Source organism: Bradyrhizobium sp. USDA 4504 (assembly GCF_054063995.1).
Window position 1 is genome coordinate 2546253 of the sequence record NZ_JBSSGV010000001.1, and the last position, 18637, is coordinate 2564889.

Genomic DNA, 18637 nt, shown 5'->3' on the forward strand with positions numbered 1-18637 from the left:
CCATGGATCCGTCAACGCCCTTCATCCGTAGGCCGGTGGCAACGACGCTGTTGACGTTCGGGCTTGCGGCGGCCGGCATTGTCGCGTTCTTCAAGCTGCCGGTGTCGCCGCTGCCGCAGGTGGATTTCCCGACCATCTCGGTGCAGGCGACGCTGCCCGGCGCCAGCCCGCAGGATGTCGCGACCACGGTCGCAAGTCCGCTCGAGCGACATCTCGGCCAGATCGCCGACGTCACCGAGATGACGTCGTCGAGCTCGGTGGGCGCGACCCGCATCACGCTGCAGTTCGGGCTGAACCGCGACATCAACGGCGCGGCGCGCGACGTGCAGGCCGCGATCAATGCGGCGCGGGCCGACCTGCCGACCAGCCTGCGCAGCAATCCGACCTACCGCAAGGTCAACCCGGCCGACGCGCCGATCCTGATCCTGACGCTGACGTCGGATACGCTGACGCGCGGCGATCTCTACGACGCCGCCTCCACGGTGCTGGCGCAGAAGCTGTCGCAGGTCGAGGGCATCGGCGAGGTCGTGGTCGGCGGCAGCTCGCTGCCGGCCGTGCGCGTCGATCTGATCCCGCAGGCGCTCTACAAATACGGCATCGGTCTGGAAGACGTCCGCGCGGCGCTGTCGAGCGCCAACGCCCACAGCCCGAAGGGCGGCATCGACGTCGGCGACCAGCGCTACCAGGTCTACGCCAACGACCAGGCCAACAAGGCCGGCGACTACAAGTCGCTGATCGTGGCCTACCGCAATGGCGCGCCGGTTCATCTCTCCGACGTTGGCGAGGTGGCCGACGGCGTCGAGAATTTGCGCAATGCCGGTCTCGCGAACGGCAAGCCGGCGGTGCTGATCATCCTCTACCGGCAGCCGAACGCCAACATCATCAGTACCGTCGACCTCGTGAAGGGGGTGATGCCGCAGCTGCAGGCGTCAGTCTCGCCGGCGATCGATATAGGCTTTGCGGTCGACCGTTCGACCACCATCCGCACCTCGCTCCGGGACGTCGAACGAACCCTGGTTCTGGCGGTGCTGCTGGTCATCATCGTGGTGTTCGCCTTCCTGCGCAATGCGCGGGCCACCTTCATTCCGGTGGTGGCGGTCTCGGTGTCGCTGGTTGCGACCTTCGGGGCGATGTACCTGTTCGGCTACAGCCTCGACAACCTCTCCCTGATGGCGCTGACGGTCGCGACCGGCTTCGTGGTCGACGACGCCATCGTGGTGCTGGAGAACGTCACCCGCTACATCGAGCAGGGGCTGAGCCCGCTCGAGGCGGCGCTGAAGGGCGCCAACGAGGTCGGCTTCACCGTGCTGTCGATGAGCATCTCGCTGATCGCGGTGTTCATCCCGATCCTGCTGATGGCCGGCATCGTCGGGCGGCTGTTCCGCGAGTTCGCGATGGTGATCTCGATCTCGATCCTTATCTCGCTCGCGGTCTCGCTGGCGACCACGCCGATGATGTGCGCCGTGCTGCTCAAGCCCGACGCCGGCAGCCATGGCCGGCTCTATTGGGCGAGCGAGCGCTTCTTCGAGGCGATGCTAAATTTCTACCGCAGAACGCTGACCGCGGCGTTGGCGCATCCGCTGTCGGTGATGCTGATCCTGGCGGCGGTGTTCGGCCTCAACTTCTATCTCTACGACGTGATCCCGAAGGGCTTCTTCCCGCAGCAGGACACTGGCCGGCTGGTCGGCTCGATCCAGGCTGACCAGAGCGTGTCGTTCCAGCTGATGCAGCAGAAGCTCGCGCGGTTCGTCGGCATCATCAAGCGCGATCCGGCGGTTGAGACGGCGGTCGGCTTCACCGGCGGCGGGCAGACCAATTCCGGCTTCGTGTTCGTCTCGCTTCGTCCGCTTGATGAGCGCAAGATCGGCGCCGACGGCGTGATCGCGCGGCTGCGCCGCGAGATGTCGGTGGTGCCGGGCGCGAGCCTGTTCCTGCAGGCGGTGCAGGACATCCGGGTCGGGGGCAGGGCCTCGAACGCGCAGTATCAGTACACGCTGCAGGGATCGACGCTGGAGGAGCTCAATGAATGGACGCCGAAGATCGCGGCGGCCCTGCAGCGCGATCCTGATCTCGCCGACGTCAACAGCGACCAGCAGAACAAGGGCCTGGAATCCGATCTCGTGATCGACCGCGACGCCGCGGCCCGGCTCGGCATCACGGTGAGCCAGATCGACAACACCCTCTACGACGCCTTCGGCCAGCGGCAGGTGTCGACGATCTATGTCGCGCGCAACCAGTATCACGTCATCATGGAGGTCGCGCCGCGCTACTGGCAGAACCCGGAGACGCTGAAGGACGTCTATATCAGCACGTCCGGCGGATCGGTCGGCGGCTCGCAATCGACCAACGCGGTGGCAGGCACGGTCGTCGCCCCAGGCAACTCCAGCGCGGCCAGTGCAGCCAACGCCCAGGCCGCGCGCAACCAGGCCACCAACTCGATCGGTTCGACCGGGAAGGGCGTTGCCTCGACCGGATCGGCCGTCTCCACCAGCAGCGAGACCATGATCCCGCTGTCGGAAGTTGCAGCATTCAAGCAGGGCGCGACGCCGCTTGCGGTCAATCACCAGGGTCTGTTGGTCGCCAACACCATCTCGTTCAACCTGCCGCCGAACGTGTCGCTGAGCACGGCGGTCGGCAGCATCGAGGCGACCATGAACCGGATTGGGGTCCCGGCCACGATCCGCGGCACCTTCCAGGGTACCGCCAAGGCGTTCCAGGACTCGCTGAGCAACCAGCCGTTCCTGATCCTGGCCGCGCTGGTGGCGATCTACATCGTGCTGGGCGTGCTCTACGAGAGCTACATCCATCCGCTGACCATCTTGTCCACATTGCCCTCGGCGGGTGTGGGCGCCTTGCTGGCGCTGATGGCATTCAAGACCGAGTTCAGTATCATGGCGCTGATCGGCGTCATCCTGCTGATCGGCATTGTGAAGAAGAACGCCATCATGATGATCGACTTTGCGCTGGAAGCGGAACGCAGGCGCGGGCTGGAGCCGCTCGAGGCGATCCGGGAGGCCTGCCTGCTGCGCTTCCGCCCCATCATGATGACGACGATGGCCGCGCTGCTCGGGGCGGTGCCGCTGGCGATCGGCATGGGCGACGGCGGCGAGCTGCGGCAGCCGCTCGGCATCGCCATCGTCGGTGGCCTGATCCTGAGCCAGGTCCTCACGCTCTACACGACGCCGGTTATCTACCTCTATCTCGACCGGTTCCGCCTGTGGGCCCAGCGCGCGCGCCGTGGCGGCGCGATGCGGACGCCGGGCTCCTCACTTCAACCGGGCGAGTAAATGCCGACAGGTACAGCGTTGCGAAATCTTCAGTTGATGCGCAAGCCGATCCGGTTTCTGCGCGTGGCGGCGTTCGGCGGCCTCAGCCTCGGTCTGTCCGGCTGTATTCCCGGGGCGGAGAAGCCGGAGCTCAGCCTCGAAGTGCCGGCGAGCTACAAGACTGCGGCCAAAGGCGATGCCGACGCGGCTGTTCCGGCGCTCGCCTGGTGGCGCGGCTTCCGCTCGCCCGAACTGACCGGGCTGATGGAGTCCGCGCAGCTCTACAATCTCGACATCGCGGTGGCGATCGCCCAGATCGTGCAGGCCGACGCCCAGGTCGGCGTGTCCGGCGCCGCGCTGCTGCCGTCCATCTCCGGATCGGCGAATGCCGAGCGTCAGCGCGTGGCAACGGGATCCAGTTCGTCGTTCGGCACCAGCGGCACCTTCTCGCAGTACAGCCTGGGGCTGAGCGCAAGCTACATCGTCGATTTCTGGGGCAAGAACCGCGCGACGCTGTCGGCCTCCGAGGAGAGCGCGACCGTCGCGCGCTACAATCGCGAGGTGGTCGCGCTGACCACGATGGCGACGGTCGCCAACACCTATTTCCAGCTGCTGGCGGCGCAGGACCAGATCAAGGTCACCCGCCGCAACCTCGCGGCGGCCGAGCGCATCCTTGCGCTGATCAAGTCGCAATTTGCGGGCGGCACCGCTTCGCAGCTGGATCTGTCGCAGCAGGAGGCGCTGGTCGCCACGCAGCGCGCGGCGATCCCGCCGCTCGAGGTAACGGTCGGGCAGAACACCGCGGCGCTCGCCGTGCTGGTGGCGCGCGCGCCGGCCGATTTCAAGGTGCGCGGCGGGTCCACCACGCAGATCGCGGTGCCGCGCGTCACGCCGGGACTGCCGTCGGAATTGCTCTACCAGCGGCCTGACGTCCGCGAGGCCGAGGCGCAGCTGGCGTCGTCCAATTTCAGCGTCGACGCGGCGCGCGCGGCATTCTTTCCGCAGATCCAGCTGACCGGCACTACCGGCTTCCAGAGCGCGGCGCTCGCCGCGCTGTTCGCGCCCGGCGCCTGGTACTACACGCTCGCCGCCGGGCTGACCCAGCCGCTGTTCGACGGCTTCCTGCTGGAGAGCCAGCTCAAGCTCGCCAAGGGGCAGCAGCTGCAAAACCTGCAGGCCTATCGCAAGGCGGTGCTGTCGGCCTTCGCCGATGTCGAGAAGGCGCTGATCGCGTTGCAGAAGTACACATTGCAGGAGCGCCTGCAGTCCGACGTCGTCGCCGCCTCGCGCAAGGCGTTCGAGGTCGCCGAGACGCAGCTGCGCGGCGGCACGGTCAACCTGATCACGGTGCTGCAGGCGCAGCAGACGCTGTTCACCGCCGAGAACAATCTGGTCACGGTCAGGCTCAACAAGCTGCTCGCGGCGAGCAGCCTGTTCCAGGCGCTCGGCGGCGGCTGGACGCCCGCCGGTACGCTGGCGGCGGCAGTGCCATGAGGTCAGCCATGCAGCGTTTCGCGGCACTCCTCGTTGCCCTCGTCATCGGGCTCGGCGCATCGACCGGCGCGTCCCGCGCGCAGCAGCGGCCACCGAACAGCGTTCCGCTCGCCTTCGGCATGAGCGCCGACCAGGCCAGCCGGTCGCTCGGCGTTCCCCTGAATTACGTGCGCGGCACGCCGGGCAATGAATTGTTCGTCGCGCTGCCCAATGTCAGGGGCAGCGTGCTGTCGAGGCGCAGCGACGGGCTCTATCTGCAATTCGGCAAGGGACGCCTGATCGCCTGGAAGGGCGACTGGGGCACCCTTCCGCAATGAGGGTTCTGGCCATGATCGCCATGAGAGGATTGATCGCCTGCGCCGCCATCGCGCTCAGCGTAGCCGCGGCATCGGCCCAGCAGCGGCCGTTGCGCTACGGCAGCGCCGGCGGCGCGTATTTCGACGGCAGGGACGACGACCGGGATTTTCGCAGCAACGGCTATTTCCCCGGCAATTTCGCGGCCGATCCCTTCAGCGCGGGGTTCGGTGCGGCCGGCCTGTTCGGCTCGACGCCGTGGCATTCCGCGCGACCCTATCCGTCGCAGGTTGTGTTTGGCGCGCCGTGCCAGGACTGCCGTCCGCACCGCGCACGCCGGCACCGCGGCAGGCACGAGTGAGGCGCTTCGCAAAGGCTTGATGCCTCTAGGCCTTGCGCAAGAGCTTGTCGATGATGCGCAGCTTCATCCAGCCGGCCTTGTCGATGATTTCGTTGCGCAAGGTGTCCTTTTCCATCTCGTATTGTTCGTGCGAGATATCCCGGCCACCGGTCGTGGTGATTCCGTACGTCTCGAGCAGAGCGTTGTGCCGCGCCTTCCACGTGATCACATGCTCGGTCATGACTTGCGTCACGGATGGAAGGAAGCCGGGATGGCCTGCGAGGCCGCATGACGCCGTGGTCTGCGGATCTCCTGCCAGCATGATCACGTTCCACTCGTCGTAGCCGATCAGCCCCATCTGCGCGTAGAGAAACGCGCCATGCGGTCCATCCCAGATCTTCTGGTCGATGACCAGGAACGGCACCGCGTGGCAGTGGCCGTGCCGCGCCGTCATGTCGCGGTTGAAGGTCTCGGTGCGGTCTTGCAATCGCTTGTTGGCCGCCGCGAACACGGCAAGGCGATTGTCTGCCGTCGGCACGATGCTGGCTTCGTCAGCAGGCGCGAAGCCTGCATCGCGCAGCATCGACCCGATCAGCGGGTGATCCCACTGCTGCTTGTGAAAAGCCGGCGTCGCGCCCTCGGCGCCCGGCGCCGGACGCACGGTCTCCTTGAGCTCGCCCGAGTTTGTCTCTTGGGTCGTCTCTTGCTTCTTTCCAAAAATTGGCCTGCGCCCGAACATCGCGTGCCGCTCCTGCCAAGCAGTCGGCACAAGCATCGCAAGGGACGCCCAGAACTTCCTTAATCGGTCAGGCTTGGCGCGCCGCGATTCATCAACAGCATGACGCAGTCGTTAAAGCGAACCGGACAAATCAATCGAATTTGCTGAAATTGGCGGCATTAGCTGGCGGCGGCGCTTGTCGATTTGTCGAGCGCCGGGCTGACGCGGGCGAACCGCACCACGAAGCGGGTGCCCTTGTGGCCGGGGTCGCGCTCGACGCTGGCATCGAGCTTGGCTGCCATCGCGCTGACGATCCGCTGGCCCATGCCGGTGCCGCGCGGATCGGCCTTATCGGAAAAGCCGACCCCGTCGTCGCTGATCGCGAGCTGCAGATCGTCGCCTTGCGGCTTCAGCTCGACATGGATCGGGCCGGCGCCGTCGGGATAGGCGTATTTCACGGCGTTCATGACCAGCTCGTTGACGATGATGCCAATCGCTACCGCGCGGTCGGGATCGATCTCGATCGGGTCGGCCTTCAAGGTCAGCCGCGACATCTTGTTGCCTTCGGCCGATCGCCGGAGATCCTCGAGCAGCGCCTCGAGATACTGGTTGAGCATCACCGTCTTGAAGTCGTGCGAGGTGTAGAGGCGGCGGTGCACCTGTGCGACGGCCGCGACGCGCCCCATCGCGTTGGTGAGCGCGGCCTTCACATCCTGCTGGCTTGCGGAGTTGGCCTGCAGATGCAGCAACGAGGCGATGATCTGCAGCGAATTGCCGACGCGATGGTTGACCTCGCGGAGCAGAACCTCACGCTCCGCGGCGAGCGCGGCATAGCGGTCGCGCGAGGCGTGCACCTCGGCCTCGGCTTCGTCGCGCGCCTTCTGGAGCGCGGCCTGCCGGATCGCGCCGTTCACCGCGACCTGGAGCAGGGGAATGAATTCGCCCCTGACGTCCTTGACCAGATAGTCCGCCGCGCCGGCCTTCAGTGCGGTGACGGCGATCGCCGAATCCTGCGACGCGGTGACGAACACCACCGGCGGAGCGTCCGGTATCTTGAGGATCTGCTCCAGCGTCTCCAGCCCGTCGAGGCCGGGCATATACTGATCGAGCGCGACGACGTCGATGCCGCCCTGGGCGAGCCGATCGAGGCCTTCCTGGCCGCTTGCGGCGTGCACGACCTTGTAGCCTGCGCGCGTCAGCCCGCGTTCGACGAGGCGCGCCAGCGCCGCGTCGTCGTCGATGTAGAGCAGTGTCGGCGTTGCGCTGGTCATACGGCAGCCGGCGGCACCTGAATCACGGAAAAGAACAGGCCAAGCTGACGAATGGCGTTGGCGAAGCTTTCGTAGTTCACCGGCTTGGTGATGTAGACGTTGCAACCCAGCTCGTAGCAACGCTTGATCTCCTGGGAGTCGTCGGTCGTGGTCAGCACGACCACCGGCGTCGACTTGAGATATTTGTTCTCCTTGACCCGCCTCAGAATATCGATGCCGGTCATGTCGGGCAGATTGAGATCGAGCAGGATCAGCAGGGCCTGGCCCTTGCGCTCGACGGCGCTGCCATCCTTGCCGAACAGGTAGTTGACCGCCTCTGTACCGTTGGTGAACGGGATGATCTCATTGTTGACACCCGAGCGCCGGATATTCCGCTCAATCAGGCGGGCATGGCCCTCGTCGTCTTCGATCATGATGATGGTGACTGGATCACTCATGTCACTTTGTCCCGGTTCTTGCCTGACCAATTGATGGGCAGCGTGATCGTGAAGGTGCTGCCGTTGTGAAGTTCCGATGCTACCGACATGGTGCCGCCCAGTCTGCGCACAAGTGCGCGGACATGGGCAAGCCCGATGCCCTGACCGGGCTTGTCCTGGGTTCCGGCCCGACGGAACAAATCGAAGATGCGCTGGTGGTCCTTCGGATCGATGCCGCGGCCGTTGTCGGTGACCTCGAAGATCGCGAAGCCGAGCTTGGTGCGGCCCTCGATCGAAATCTCGCCGGGAACGCCGTTCCTGAGGTACTTGAGGGCGTTGTCGATCAGATTGGAGAAGATCTGCTCCAGCGCGAGGCGGTCGCTGACGATATTGGGCAGCGCGCCGACCTCGACGGTCGCGTTGGCCTCGACGGCCTGGTGAGCCATCGTCTTGACGATGCCGTCGATCAGCTCATACAGATCGATGCGTTCGGGCTTGAACTCGCGGCGGCCCTCGCGGGTGAGATTGAGGATCGCACTGATCAGGCGATCCATCTTGGCGATCGACGATTTGATGAAGCCGAGCGATTCATTGAAGTCGTCGGATAGCTGCTTGTCGGAGCCTTCGAGCTCTGGCTCGGCCACATCGGTCGCGTCTTCCGGCATCGCCGGCGCCAGCGAGGCGGCGCGATTGAGCGTGGCGATCCGCTTGAAGATGTCGCCGCGCAGTTCCTCGAGCTCGCTGGTGAAGCCCATGATGTTGACCAGCGGCGAGCGCAGATCGTGGCTGACGATATAGGCGAAGCGCTGGATTTCCTCGTTGGCCTCGCGCAGGTCGGAGGTGCGCTCGTCAACGATGGTTTCGAGATTGACGTTGCTGTCGCGCAACCTGGCCTCGGCCTCGTCGCGCGCCCGCGACGATCGCCGCAGCAGCACCACCGAGAGAGCGGCGAGCGCCAGCACCATGCAGGAGCCGGCGATCGTGACGGAGGAGGCCAGCACCTGGGTCTTGTCCGCCGTCGCGGTGCGCAGCACCAGCAGACGATCCTCCTCGGTGCGGATGTCGCGGGCGATCCGGACGATCGCCTCGACCGCATCGGTCGATGTGGTCTTGCGCAGGACGTCGATGCTGGTCGCCGTGTCGTTGTTCTTGACGCGCTCGATGCTGAGCGCGAACTCGGCCAGCCGTTGCTCGACGGCGGCCTTGAGCTTCGCGGCATTGGCAACCTGCGCCGGATTATCCACGGTCATCATCTGGAGATGGTTGAGCGCGGCCGGGACTCCTGCTGCCGCGGACTGGTACTCGGACAGGTATTGTGGTGCTGATGTCAGCAGATACGCCCTGGTCGCGCTTTCGGCGCGCCTGATGTCGAGCAGCAGGTTGGCAATCTGGCTGTCGGTCTCGACGGTGTGAATCACCCAGGCGTTGTCCTCGCGCGCCTTGTTGACCAGCAGGACGGACGCCACGCTGACCGCGACCAGCACGAAAAATCCCGCCGATAGCAGGAGGATCTGTAACGTCGACCGGCGTCGTGAAACGAGCGTCACGACGATCTCGCTATGGGAGTGGGATTCAACGCGTCCCCGTGGAAAGCCAATAACCCTATAGTACGTTTGAGGAAGGGCTGGGTTCCACGGAGTTCCGAACTATTTTGCGGCGTCGGATGGCTGGCCGGCGAGGTACTGCTCCAGCCAGTGAATGTGGTAGTCGCCCTCGATGATGTCGGGCTCGCGCACCAGCGCGCGGAACAGCGGCAGCGTCGTCTCGATCCCGTCGACCACCATCTCGTCCAGCGCCCGGCGCAGCCGCATCAGGCATTCGCCGCGGGTCTTGCCGTGCACGATCAGCTTGCCGACCAGCGAGTCGTAATAGGGCGGGATCACATAGCCCTGATAGACGGCGGAATCGATCCGCACGCCGAGGCCGCCAGGCGGATGGAATTGCGTGATCCGTCCGGGCGAGGGACGGAAGGTCTGCGGGTTCTCCGCATTGATGCGGCACTCGATGGCGTGGCCGATGATCGCGATGTCGTCCTGTTTGGCCGGAAGGTCGCCGCCGGCGGCGATCCGGATCTGCTCCAGCACGAGATCGATATCGGTGATGCTTTCGGTGACGGGATGCTCGACCTGGATGCGCGTGTTCATTTCGATGAAATAGAACTCGCCGTCCTCGTAGAGGAATTCGATGGTGCCGACGCCGAGATATTTCATGTCCCGCATCGCCTTGGCGCAGGTCTCGCCGATCCTGGCGCGCGCCGCCGCCGCGAGCACGGGCGAGGGGCCTTCCTCCCAGACCTTCTGGTGACGGCGTTGCAGCGAGCAGTCGCGCTCGCCGAGATGGATGGCGCCGCCGCGGCCGTCGCCGAGAATCTGGATCTCGATGTGGCGCGGCTTCTGCAGGTATTTCTCCAGGTAGACCGAGGCGTCGCCGAACGCCGACTTGGCCTCGTTGGCCGCGGTCGAGAGCGCGAGCGCGAGGTCAGCCTCGGTATGGGCGACCTTCATGCCGCGGCCGCCGCCGCCGGCCGCCGCCTTGACCAGCACCGGGAATCCGATGTCTCTGCCGATCGCGAGCGCGTCGGCCTCCGAGGTCACCGCGCCGTCCGAGCCGGGCACCACGGGAATGCCGAGGCGCTTGGCGGTCTTCTTGGCTTCGATCTTGTCGCCCATCAGGCGGATGTGCTCGGCCTTCGGTCCGATGAAGCCCAGATTGTGGTCGGCGAGGATCTCGGCGAAGCGCGCGTTCTCAGACAGGAAGCCGTAGCCGGGATGCACGGCGTCGGCGCCGGTGATCTCGCAGGCCGCGAGCAGCGCCGGCACGTTGAGATAGGAATCCTTCGACGGCGGCGGGCCAATGCACACGCTCTCGTCGGCGAGCCGCACATGCATGGCGTCGGCGTCGGCGGTGGAATGCACCGCGACGGTCGAGATGCCGAGCTCCTTGCAGGCGCGCAGCACGCGAAGCGCGATCTCGCCGCGATTGGCTATGAGGATCTTGTCGAACATCGCAGCGCCTGGTGTTGACGGAAGCTATTCAATGATGACGAGCGGCTCGCCGAATTCGACCGGCTGGCCGTCCTCGACGAGAATCTGCGTCACGGTGCCCGCGCGCGGCGACGGGATCTGGTTCATCGTCTTCATCGCCTCGATGATCAGAAGCGTCTGGCCGGCGGAGACCTTGGTGCCGACTTCAATGAACGGCTTGGCGCCCGGCTCGGGCGCCCAATAGGCGGTGCCGACCATCGGCGACGGCACGGCGCCCGGGTGCTTGGCGAGATCGGTCGCAGCCGCAGCCACCGGGACGGCAATGGCGGCCGGTGCGGCAACGCCCGTCACGGAGGCGGCGGGCACCGAGGCCGCGATGCTGATGTTGCGCGCGACGCGGACACGCAGGCCGGCACGCTCGATCTCGATCTCGGTCAGATTGGTTTCCGCAAGCAGCAGCGCGAGTTCGCGAATGAGGGCGCTGTCGTCGCTCTTGGAGTCGTTCTTTTTTGCGGTTGATTTGTCGTCTGGCTGGCGCGCCATGCTCTGTGATCCAAAATCTTTGTCTGGTGACGGGGAACGTCAGGATTGACGATTATGTCTTTGGCTTGGCGTCGATCTTGACGCCGATCCTGGTGGCGAGGCCGATGATCGCAAGCCGGTAGCCGTCGATGCCGAAGCCGCAAAGTGACGCGAAGGCGGCTTTAGCAGTGAACGAGTGGTGTCGGAAGCTTTCGCGGGCGTGGATGTTGCTGACGTGAACTTCGACCGCGGGGATCTTGACCGCGATCAGCGCGTCATGCAGCGCGATCGAGGTATGAGAGTAGCCACCGGCGTTGATGATGATGCCGACCGCCTTCTTGGCGTGGGCCTCATGGATGAAGTCGATCAGTTCGCCCTCGCGGTTGGACTGCCGGCAGTCGGCGCTCAGCCCGAACTGGCGCGCGGTGTCCGCGCACAGCTTCTCGACATCGGCGAGGGTGGCATGGCCGTAGGTCTCCGGCTCGCGCGTCCCCAGCAGATTGAGGTTCGGGCCGTTCAGCACATAGATCGTTCCGGCAGCAGCCATTCCAGAGTTTCCTGCCAAGAGTTCCGGCCAAAGGTTCCGAGAGGGGGTCCGACAAGGGGTGGAGTGGGCCGGGTTATAGGTAACAACCGGCCGAAGGGGAAGTCTTTAGGTGAAATCAGAACGTCTTCAACAACTTCCTCCACCCTGTTAGATGACTGTCCTAACCTGCGGAAAATGCTGATTAACCAAATCTTGCGGAAGCTGCCCTTGGCGGGCGCTCCGGCCCGCCATCCACTGCGTGATGCGGGGTGCGGCCGAAAGCAAGACCCCGCCCCGAAGGGGGCGGGGTCGAGATGAAGGCGAGGGCCCGTTTGGGCGCCCTCGCACCGAGGCCGGTTTAGCCCTCGATGATGTAGACGATCTCATGGGTCTCAGGCTGCACGATCACGTAGCGGCCCTTGACCAGGATGAACTGATAGCCGCGCCACTGCGGGTAGATCGTCACGACCCGCTCCGGCACCGGGTAGAAGTGAACGTCAGCCGGAACGCGGGTGCCGACCGACACGTTAAAGTTGACGTTGGTGGCTTCGGTCACGTGCTCCGACTTGATCGCGGTCGTGATCTGGCTGCGCTTCTCGGCCGGCGGAGCCGCGGTGGCCGACGTTGCCGCGTTACCGGTCGTGGTCTGCGTGCGGCTCGTGTCGTTGGTCTGCGCGCGGTTGGGGTCGGCCGGGCTCTTGGTCTGAGCGTTCTGGTTGGTCGTGGCACCGGCACCGCTCTTGTCGCGGCCCTCGGCGTTCATCTTGCCGCTCTTGTCACGCTCCTCGGCTTTCATGTTGCCGCTCTTGTCGCGACCTTCGGCCTTCATGTCCTTCGAGCCCTCCTTGGAGCCCTTGGTCGCTTCGTTCTCCGAGCTCATGCCCTTCGACTTTTGGGTACTGTCCTGCGCGCCCTTGGTGGCCGTGCCGGACTTGTCGGACTCCGCACCCTTGGTGCTCGACTCACCGGTCGTCGAATGCTCGGAACCCTTCATGCCGCTCTTGTCATGCTGCATGGTGCCCGATGACGCACCACCGGACGGTGCAGACTGCTGCGTGGTCGCACCACCACCGGCCCCGGTTTCCTTGTTGGCGCCGCCGGCGCCCTGTGCGTTCGCGAAACCGGTGCCGGCGATCAAAGCCGCCGCCGCGACCGAAATCAGAAAGCGGTTAGACATCGCAATTCCTCCTCGTTTTTCAGCATTGCCCGCGCCGACAACGGGAGAGCATGTGCGATGTTCCTGTTGATTTGCGGTTCCTTGCGGTTTGTTCTTGAGGTGAATGCGCGATGAACGCGCGAGATGAATGCGCGGCTGCTTCAACCGCAGGCCCAGTCGAACTCCGCGCCCGCATGATCGAGCTGGCCGTTGCCGCCGCCGAAATTGAAGCCGCCGAAATGCTCTTCGATCTCGAGATTAGGTCGCGCTATATTTTCGGCCTCGCGCGACTTGCGTCGTTGGTGACGGCCCTTGGTTGCGACCCGCGCGGAATCGGTTCGGTGGCGGCCACAAAAAATCCGGCTGCATCGCAGCCGGATCTTGTACGCGATGAGCGCTGTCGGAGCGGCGATCAGCAGGTCGCCTTGCCGCAGCGGGCGATGCCGATCTTTTCCTTGAGGTTGTCGACGCCGACGGCGCCGATCACGACCTGCTTGCCGATCACGTAGCTCGGCGTGCCGTTCATGCCCATGGATTCGGCAAGGCGGAAGTTCTCCTCGATGGTCGCCTTCACCTCGGGGCTCGCCATATCCTTCTCGAGTTTCGCCATGTCGAGACCGACCTCCTTGGCGACCGCCAGCGCGCGCGCCTTGTCGGCGGCGCCGCGGCCGCCGAGCAGCTTCTGGTGGAAATCGAGATACTTCTTGCCGGTCGGATCCTGCATGCGCACGGCGACCGCGACCTGCGCGGCCTCGACCGAGCCTTGGCTCAGCACCGGGAATTCCTTCAGCACGACCTTCAGCTTCGAATCCGCCTTCATCAAATCGAGCATGTCGGACATCGCGCGCTTGCAGTAGCCGCAATTGTAGTCGAAGAACTCGACGAAGGTGACGTCGCCGTCCTTGTTGCCGAGCATGACGCCGCGCGGCGAATTGAAGATGGTGTCGGCGTTCTTGGCGACGCTCTGCTCATGCTTCTCGGCTTCGGCGGCGGCCTGCCGCTTGCTCAGCTCGTTCATCGCCTCCTCGAGCACCTCCGGGTGCGCGATCAGATAGTTGCGCACGATGGTCTCGATGTCGCCGCGCTGGGTGTCGGTGAAGCTCTGCGCGGACGCCGGAAGCGGCGCGGCGCAAACGCCGAGCGCGAGCAGGGCAGGGGCAAGAAAACGAAGCGCTGGCATGACAAAATCCTTGTTCGCGGTGGCTCAAAAAAACGGCGGGGCCGTGAGCCGGTTTAGGTGATCGTTGTATGGAACTACGGTTTATTTCTAGTTGTTTTTCTGACCCGGCATGGGCTTGGCGCTCACAATGTCGTCAGCTTTGACCCAGCCGGGCGTGCCGATCGCGAACCGCGTCTTGGCGCGTGACGCAAGATCGCGGGCGGTCTTGGTGTCGCCGCGGAGATAGGCGGCCTGCGCCGAGGCGAGGTCGGCCTGGGCATAGTCGCCCTTGCGGCCATAGGCCATCGCGAGCTGGGTATAGCCGAGCGGCGCCTCTGGCTCGCGCGCCACCGCGGCACGCAGCATGTTGATCGCCTCGTCGGTGTAGGCCTTGTTGTCCGAGGCGACCAGCGCCTGGCCGAGCAGCATCTCGATCAACGGCGAATTGCTGGAGAGCTGCACTGCGCGGCGCAGCGGCGCGATGGCTTCGGCCGGCCGGCCGCCTTCGAGCAGCGCCTGGCCGCGCAATTCATGGAAATAGGGATTGTTGGGCTGCACCTGGATCAAGCCGTCGATCTGCGCGATCGCCGAGCGCAGATCGCCGTGCAGATAGGTCGTGATCGCGCGTGCATAGCGCGCCGGCAGGCTGGTGTTGGACAGCGGATAGCGGCGGTAGACCGTGTCCTGCCGCTCCATGAAGCCCGAGATCTTGGCGCGCATCATGTCGTGGCGCAGCTGCAGCGCCGGATCGTCCTTCTTGTCCCAATAGGGGCTGGAGCGCGCCAGTTCCTGTAGCGCGGAGACGCGATCGACCGGCATCGGATGCGACTGCAGATAAGGGTCAGCCCCGCGCGAGGCGAACAGGCTCTCGTCGGTGAAGCGCTTGAACGTCTCGTACATGCCCTTGGCGGATTGTCCGGTCGCATTCAGGAACTTGACGCCGGCGCGGTCGGCGTTCTCTTCCTGCTGGCGTTGATAGGACAATAGCGTGCGCTGAATGACCGCTTGCGGCGCCGAGATCGCCGCGGCGCCGGCGCTGGAGAGACCATTGCCGCCGCCGCGGCCGCCCGCACCCGCGGCAAGCGCGCCGACGCCGAGCAGCATCGCGATGATCATCTGGGTCTGGGCCTGCGCCAGCTGCTCGCGCATCTTGGCGAGATGGCCGCCGGCGAGGTGGCCGGTCTCGTGCGCCAGCACGCCGATGATCTGGTTCGGCGTCTCCGATTGCAGCAGCGCGCCGTAATTGACGAAGATGCGCCGGCCGTCGGCGACGAAGGCGTTGAACGAGCCGTCGTTGATGATCACGATCTGGATGTTCTGCTTCTCCAGACCGGCGGCGCGCAGGATCGGCCTTGTGTATTCGCGCAACAGCTGCTCGGACTCGGTGTCGCGCAGCACCGGCGGGCCTTTTTGCTGGGCTCGCGCAGGGACCACGGGGCCGACCGCGAGCGCAACCGCGGTCATGAGCGCGGTCAGCTTGAAGGTCCTGGTGCGAAGCGCGAGGCGGAACAGCATGGGCGATCTATCGGCGATGACTGGACGCGCCGGCACAAGTCCGTGTTCCGGGCCCGACCGGATCAGGCGCGTGGCGCAGTCTGTTGTTTTTGCAGTTCTTCTTCACGCGAACCGGGTATTCACTAGGCCTGAAAGCGTTATAAGGAGCCACCGAATGCGGCCAGTCTGGGGCGGCAGCCGGTAACGGGAACCCGAATTCGGCAGCGGCCGTGCAATAGCAGAAATCCATGCGTGAAGCGACACCGAGAGACCGTGTAGGCAGCCTGTTGACAGCGTCCGGACGGAGCGATGTTCCGCCGTTCATGGTGATGGACGTGATGGCGGCGGCCGCGCGAATCGAGGCCGCCGGCGGCCATGTCATCCATATGGAGGTGGGGCAGCCTGCCGCAGGCGCGCCGAAGCCGGCGATCGCGGCCGCGCAGGCCGCGCTTGCGGACGGGCGGATCGACTACACCTCGGCACTCGGCGTTCCCTCGCTGCGCGCACGCATCGCCCGGCACTACAGCGACACGTATGGTTGCGCGGTAGACGCTGAGCGCATCATCGTCACGACCGGCTCGTCGGGTGGATTCATCCTGGCGTTTCTTGCGATGTTCGAGCCGGGCGACCGGGTCGCCGTGACCGTGCCGGGCTATCCGCCGTACCGGCATATCCTGACCGCGCTGGGCTGCGAGCCGGTGCTGATCGAAACCTCCGGCGACACCCGCCATGCCCTGACCGGCGAGGCGCTGCTCGCCGCCCATCGCAAGGCGCCGCTGAAGGGCGTGCTGGTCGGCAGCCCCGCCAACCCGACCGGCACCATGATGTCGCGCGAGGCGCTGTCGACCCTGATGGCGGCCGCCGACAGCGCGGGCATCCGCTTCATCTCCGACGAGATCTATCACGGGCTCGACTATGCGTTTCCTGCGGTGACGGCCGCAGAGCTGTCGCCGAACGCGCTCGTGATCAACTCGTTCTCGAAGTACTTCTGCATGACCGGCTGGCGTGTCGGCTGGATGGTGGTGCCCGACGTGCTGGTGCGGCCGATCGAGCGGCTGCAGCAGAACCTGTCGATCTCGGTGCCGACCCTGTCGCAGATCGCGGCCGAAGCGGCGTTCGAAGGCCGCGAGGAGATGGAGGCGATCAAGCGCGGCTATCAGGAGAACCGCCGCATCCTGATCGAAGGGCTGCCGAAGGCCGGCCTGACCAAATTCCTTCCCGCTGACGGCGCGTTCTACCTCTATGCCGACGTCTCCGACTTCACCTCCGACAGCTTCGCCTTCGCCAGCGAGATGCTCGAGAAGGCGCATGTCGCGGCGACCCCCGGCGTCGATTTCGATCCGATCCACGGCCGCGCCTTCATCCGTTTTTCCTATGCACGCTCGGCCGCGGAGATGCAGGAAGCAGTTGCACGGATCGCGCATTGGCTTAAATAGCCCGCGAACTCCAGGAGCCTTCAAACTCCAAGAGCCATCAAGAGCCTTCCGGCGTTCGCTTTGCCTTTCGGATCGGTTTCGCAGCGCAGTGCCGTGGTTTCGCCGGCACTGTGGCGGGCGGATCATCGCGGATAAGCGGCAGGGCCCACACAGTTCCATTTGACTTGAACCGCCAAGTTGATCTTGGCTGTTTCCGCCATTTCTGAGGGGGAGTGACACATGGCAACGGCAACCGTTGTCACGGCTGCGCCGGCGAGCGCCGGCAGCAAGCCGTGGTATAAAGTTCTCTATGTCCAGGTCCTGATCGCGATCGTGCTCGGCGCATTGGTCGGCTGGTTGTGGCCGGGCCTTGCCACCAACGAGTGGATCAAGGCGCTCGGTGACGGCTTCATCAAGCTGATCAAGATGGTGATCGCGCCGATCATCTTCTGCACCGTGGTATCGGGCATCGCCCATATACAAGATGCCAAGAAGGTCGGCCGCATCGGTGTCAAGGCGCTGGTGTATTTCGAGGTCGTCTCGACCTTCGCGCTGGTGATCGGATTGCTCGTCGGCAATCTGGTCAGGCCCGGTGCCGGCTTCGGCAATGCGGCGGCGAACGCGCAGGCGGTTGCCGGCTATGCCAAGCAGGCGGAGGCGCAGAAGAGCGTCGACTTCGTGCTGCACATCATTCCGGACACCGTGGTCGGTGCATTCGCGCAGGGCGAGATCCTGCAGGTGCTGCTGTTCTCGGTGCTGTTCGGCTTCGCGATCATGGGCCTCGGCGAGCGCGGCCACACCATCCGCTCGTTCATCGACGACGCCGCGCACGCCGTGTTCGGCGTCATCTCGATCGTGATGCGGGCGGCGCCGATCGGCGCGTTCGGCGCGATGGCCTTCACCATCGGCAAGTTCGGCACCGGCGCGATCCTCAACCTGATGGGGCTGATCGCGACATTCTATCTGACCGCCGCGCTGTTCGTGTTCGTGGTGCTCGGCATCATCGCGCGGATCGCGGGGTTCTCGATCTTCAAGTTCCTGGCCTACATCAAGGACGAGCTATTGATCGTGCTCGGCACCTCGTCCTCCGAGAGCGCGCTGCCGTCATTGATGGAGAAGCTCGAACGGCTCGGCTGCTCGAAATCGGTGGTCGGCCTCGTGGTGCCCACGGGCTATTCGTTCAACCTCGACGGCACCAACATCTACATGACGCTGGCGACCCTGTTCATCGCACAGGCGCTGGGCTTCGATCTCACCTTCAGCCAGCAGATCACCATCCTGATCGTGGCGATGCTGACCTCGAAGGGCGCCTCCGGCATCACCGGCGCCGGCTTCATCACCTTGGCGGCGACGCTTGCGGTGGTCGATCCGCGGCTGGTGCCGGGCATGGCGATCGTGCTCGGCATCGACAAGTTCATGAGCGAGTGCCGCGCGCTGACCAATCTGTGCGGCAACGGCGTGGCTTGCGTGATCGTCGCCTGGTGGGAGGGTGAGCTCGACCGCGACAAGCTCAATGCCAATCTCGCCAAACAGGTCGACCCAACCGACATGGAGACCGCGTTGACGACGGACTAGTTCTCCT

Annotated in this window: 16 protein-coding genes; 6 read left to right on the top strand and 10 right to left on the bottom strand. The window is 65.1% G+C overall.

Going from position 1 to position 18637, the window contains the following annotated elements:
- Positions 1–2: 2 nt before the first annotated feature.
- The 4 genes from ACVMB1_RS11480 to ACVMB1_RS11495 are packed head-to-tail and all read left to right on the top strand — an operon-like array spanning position 3 to position 5415.
- Positions 3–3287, top strand: coding sequence for an efflux RND transporter permease subunit (locus ACVMB1_RS11480; protein ID WP_141342708.1), 3285 nt, complete (start codon positions 3–5; stop codon positions 3285–3287).
- Entirely contained in the window at positions 3288–4760 is a 1473-nt protein-coding gene (locus ACVMB1_RS11485; protein ID WP_076832244.1) for an efflux transporter outer membrane subunit, read from the top strand.
- Between the two features lie 8 nt (positions 4761–4768).
- Positions 4769–5077, top strand: coding sequence for a hypothetical protein (locus ACVMB1_RS11490; RefSeq protein WP_141342709.1), 309 nt, complete (start codon positions 4769–4771; stop codon positions 5075–5077).
- An 11-nt stretch (positions 5078–5088) separates the two neighbouring features.
- Positions 5089–5415: a BA14K family protein gene (locus ACVMB1_RS11495; RefSeq protein WP_229191252.1), complete on the top strand. Its 327-nt coding sequence runs from the start codon at positions 5089–5091 to the stop codon at positions 5413–5415.
- Between the two features lie 25 nt (positions 5416–5440).
- Here the strand turns inward: ACVMB1_RS11495 and ACVMB1_RS11500 are convergent, their stop codons facing one another.
- From ACVMB1_RS11500 to ACVMB1_RS11545, 10 genes are all read right to left on the bottom strand, one after another.
- Complete coding sequence (locus ACVMB1_RS11500) at positions 5441–6055, bottom strand: hypothetical protein (protein WP_141342711.1); 615 nt, start codon at positions 6053–6055, stop codon at positions 5441–5443.
- 236 nt (positions 6056–6291) lie between these two features.
- The gene (locus tag ACVMB1_RS11505) at positions 6292–7383 is read right to left on the bottom strand and encodes a sensor histidine kinase (protein WP_076832255.1); all 1092 of its coding nucleotides are present in this window, start codon (positions 7381–7383) and stop codon (positions 6292–6294) included.
- On the bottom strand, positions 7380–7820 hold the full coding sequence (locus ACVMB1_RS11510; RefSeq protein ID WP_057019991.1) for a response regulator: 441 nt from the start codon (positions 7818–7820) through the stop codon (positions 7380–7382). Before ACVMB1_RS11510 ends, ACVMB1_RS11505 begins: the two co-directional genes overlap by 4 nt.
- Complete coding sequence (locus tag ACVMB1_RS11515) at positions 7817–9346, bottom strand: sensor histidine kinase (protein WP_246786695.1); 1530 nt, start codon at positions 9344–9346, stop codon at positions 7817–7819. The genes ACVMB1_RS11510 and ACVMB1_RS11515 overlap by 4 nt, the downstream gene beginning before the upstream one ends.
- 99 nt (positions 9347–9445) lie before the next feature.
- Positions 9446–10804: an acetyl-CoA carboxylase biotin carboxylase subunit gene (gene accC, locus ACVMB1_RS11520; RefSeq protein ID WP_028344933.1), complete on the bottom strand. Its 1359-nt coding sequence runs from the start codon at positions 10802–10804 to the stop codon at positions 9446–9448.
- Between the two features lie 24 nt (positions 10805–10828).
- Positions 10829–11326: an acetyl-CoA carboxylase biotin carboxyl carrier protein gene (gene accB / locus ACVMB1_RS11525; protein ID WP_141342713.1), complete on the bottom strand. Its 498-nt coding sequence runs from the start codon at positions 11324–11326 to the stop codon at positions 10829–10831.
- A gap of 52 nt (positions 11327–11378) precedes the next feature.
- Positions 11379–11852, bottom strand: coding sequence for a type II 3-dehydroquinate dehydratase (gene aroQ, locus ACVMB1_RS11530; RefSeq protein ID WP_057019994.1), 474 nt, complete (start codon positions 11850–11852; stop codon positions 11379–11381).
- A gap of 337 nt (positions 11853–12189) precedes the next feature.
- Complete coding sequence (locus ACVMB1_RS11535) at positions 12190–13008, bottom strand: DUF1236 domain-containing protein (protein WP_057019995.1); 819 nt, start codon at positions 13006–13008, stop codon at positions 12190–12192.
- A 391-nt stretch (positions 13009–13399) separates the two neighbouring features.
- Positions 13400–14167, bottom strand: a complete 768-nt coding sequence (locus ACVMB1_RS11540; RefSeq protein WP_057019997.1) for a DsbA family protein — start codon at positions 14165–14167, stop codon at positions 13400–13402.
- 87 nt (positions 14168–14254) lie between these two features.
- Complete coding sequence (locus ACVMB1_RS11545; protein ID WP_057019998.1) at positions 14255–15661, bottom strand: M48 family metalloprotease; 1407 nt, start codon at positions 15659–15661, stop codon at positions 14255–14257.
- 227 nt (positions 15662–15888) lie between these two features.
- On the opposite strand from ACVMB1_RS11545, the gene ACVMB1_RS11550 reads away from it, so the two are divergent.
- Positions 15889–17076 (top strand): pyridoxal phosphate-dependent aminotransferase, encoded by a 1188-nt coding sequence (locus ACVMB1_RS11550; RefSeq protein WP_057019999.1) that lies wholly within the window; start codon positions 15889–15891, stop codon positions 17074–17076.
- A 219-nt stretch (positions 17077–17295) separates the two neighbouring features.
- Positions 17296–18630: a dicarboxylate/amino acid:cation symporter gene (locus ACVMB1_RS11555; RefSeq protein ID WP_057020000.1), complete on the top strand. Its 1335-nt coding sequence runs from the start codon at positions 17296–17298 to the stop codon at positions 18628–18630.
- The last annotated feature ends 7 nt before the right edge of the window (positions 18631–18637 follow it).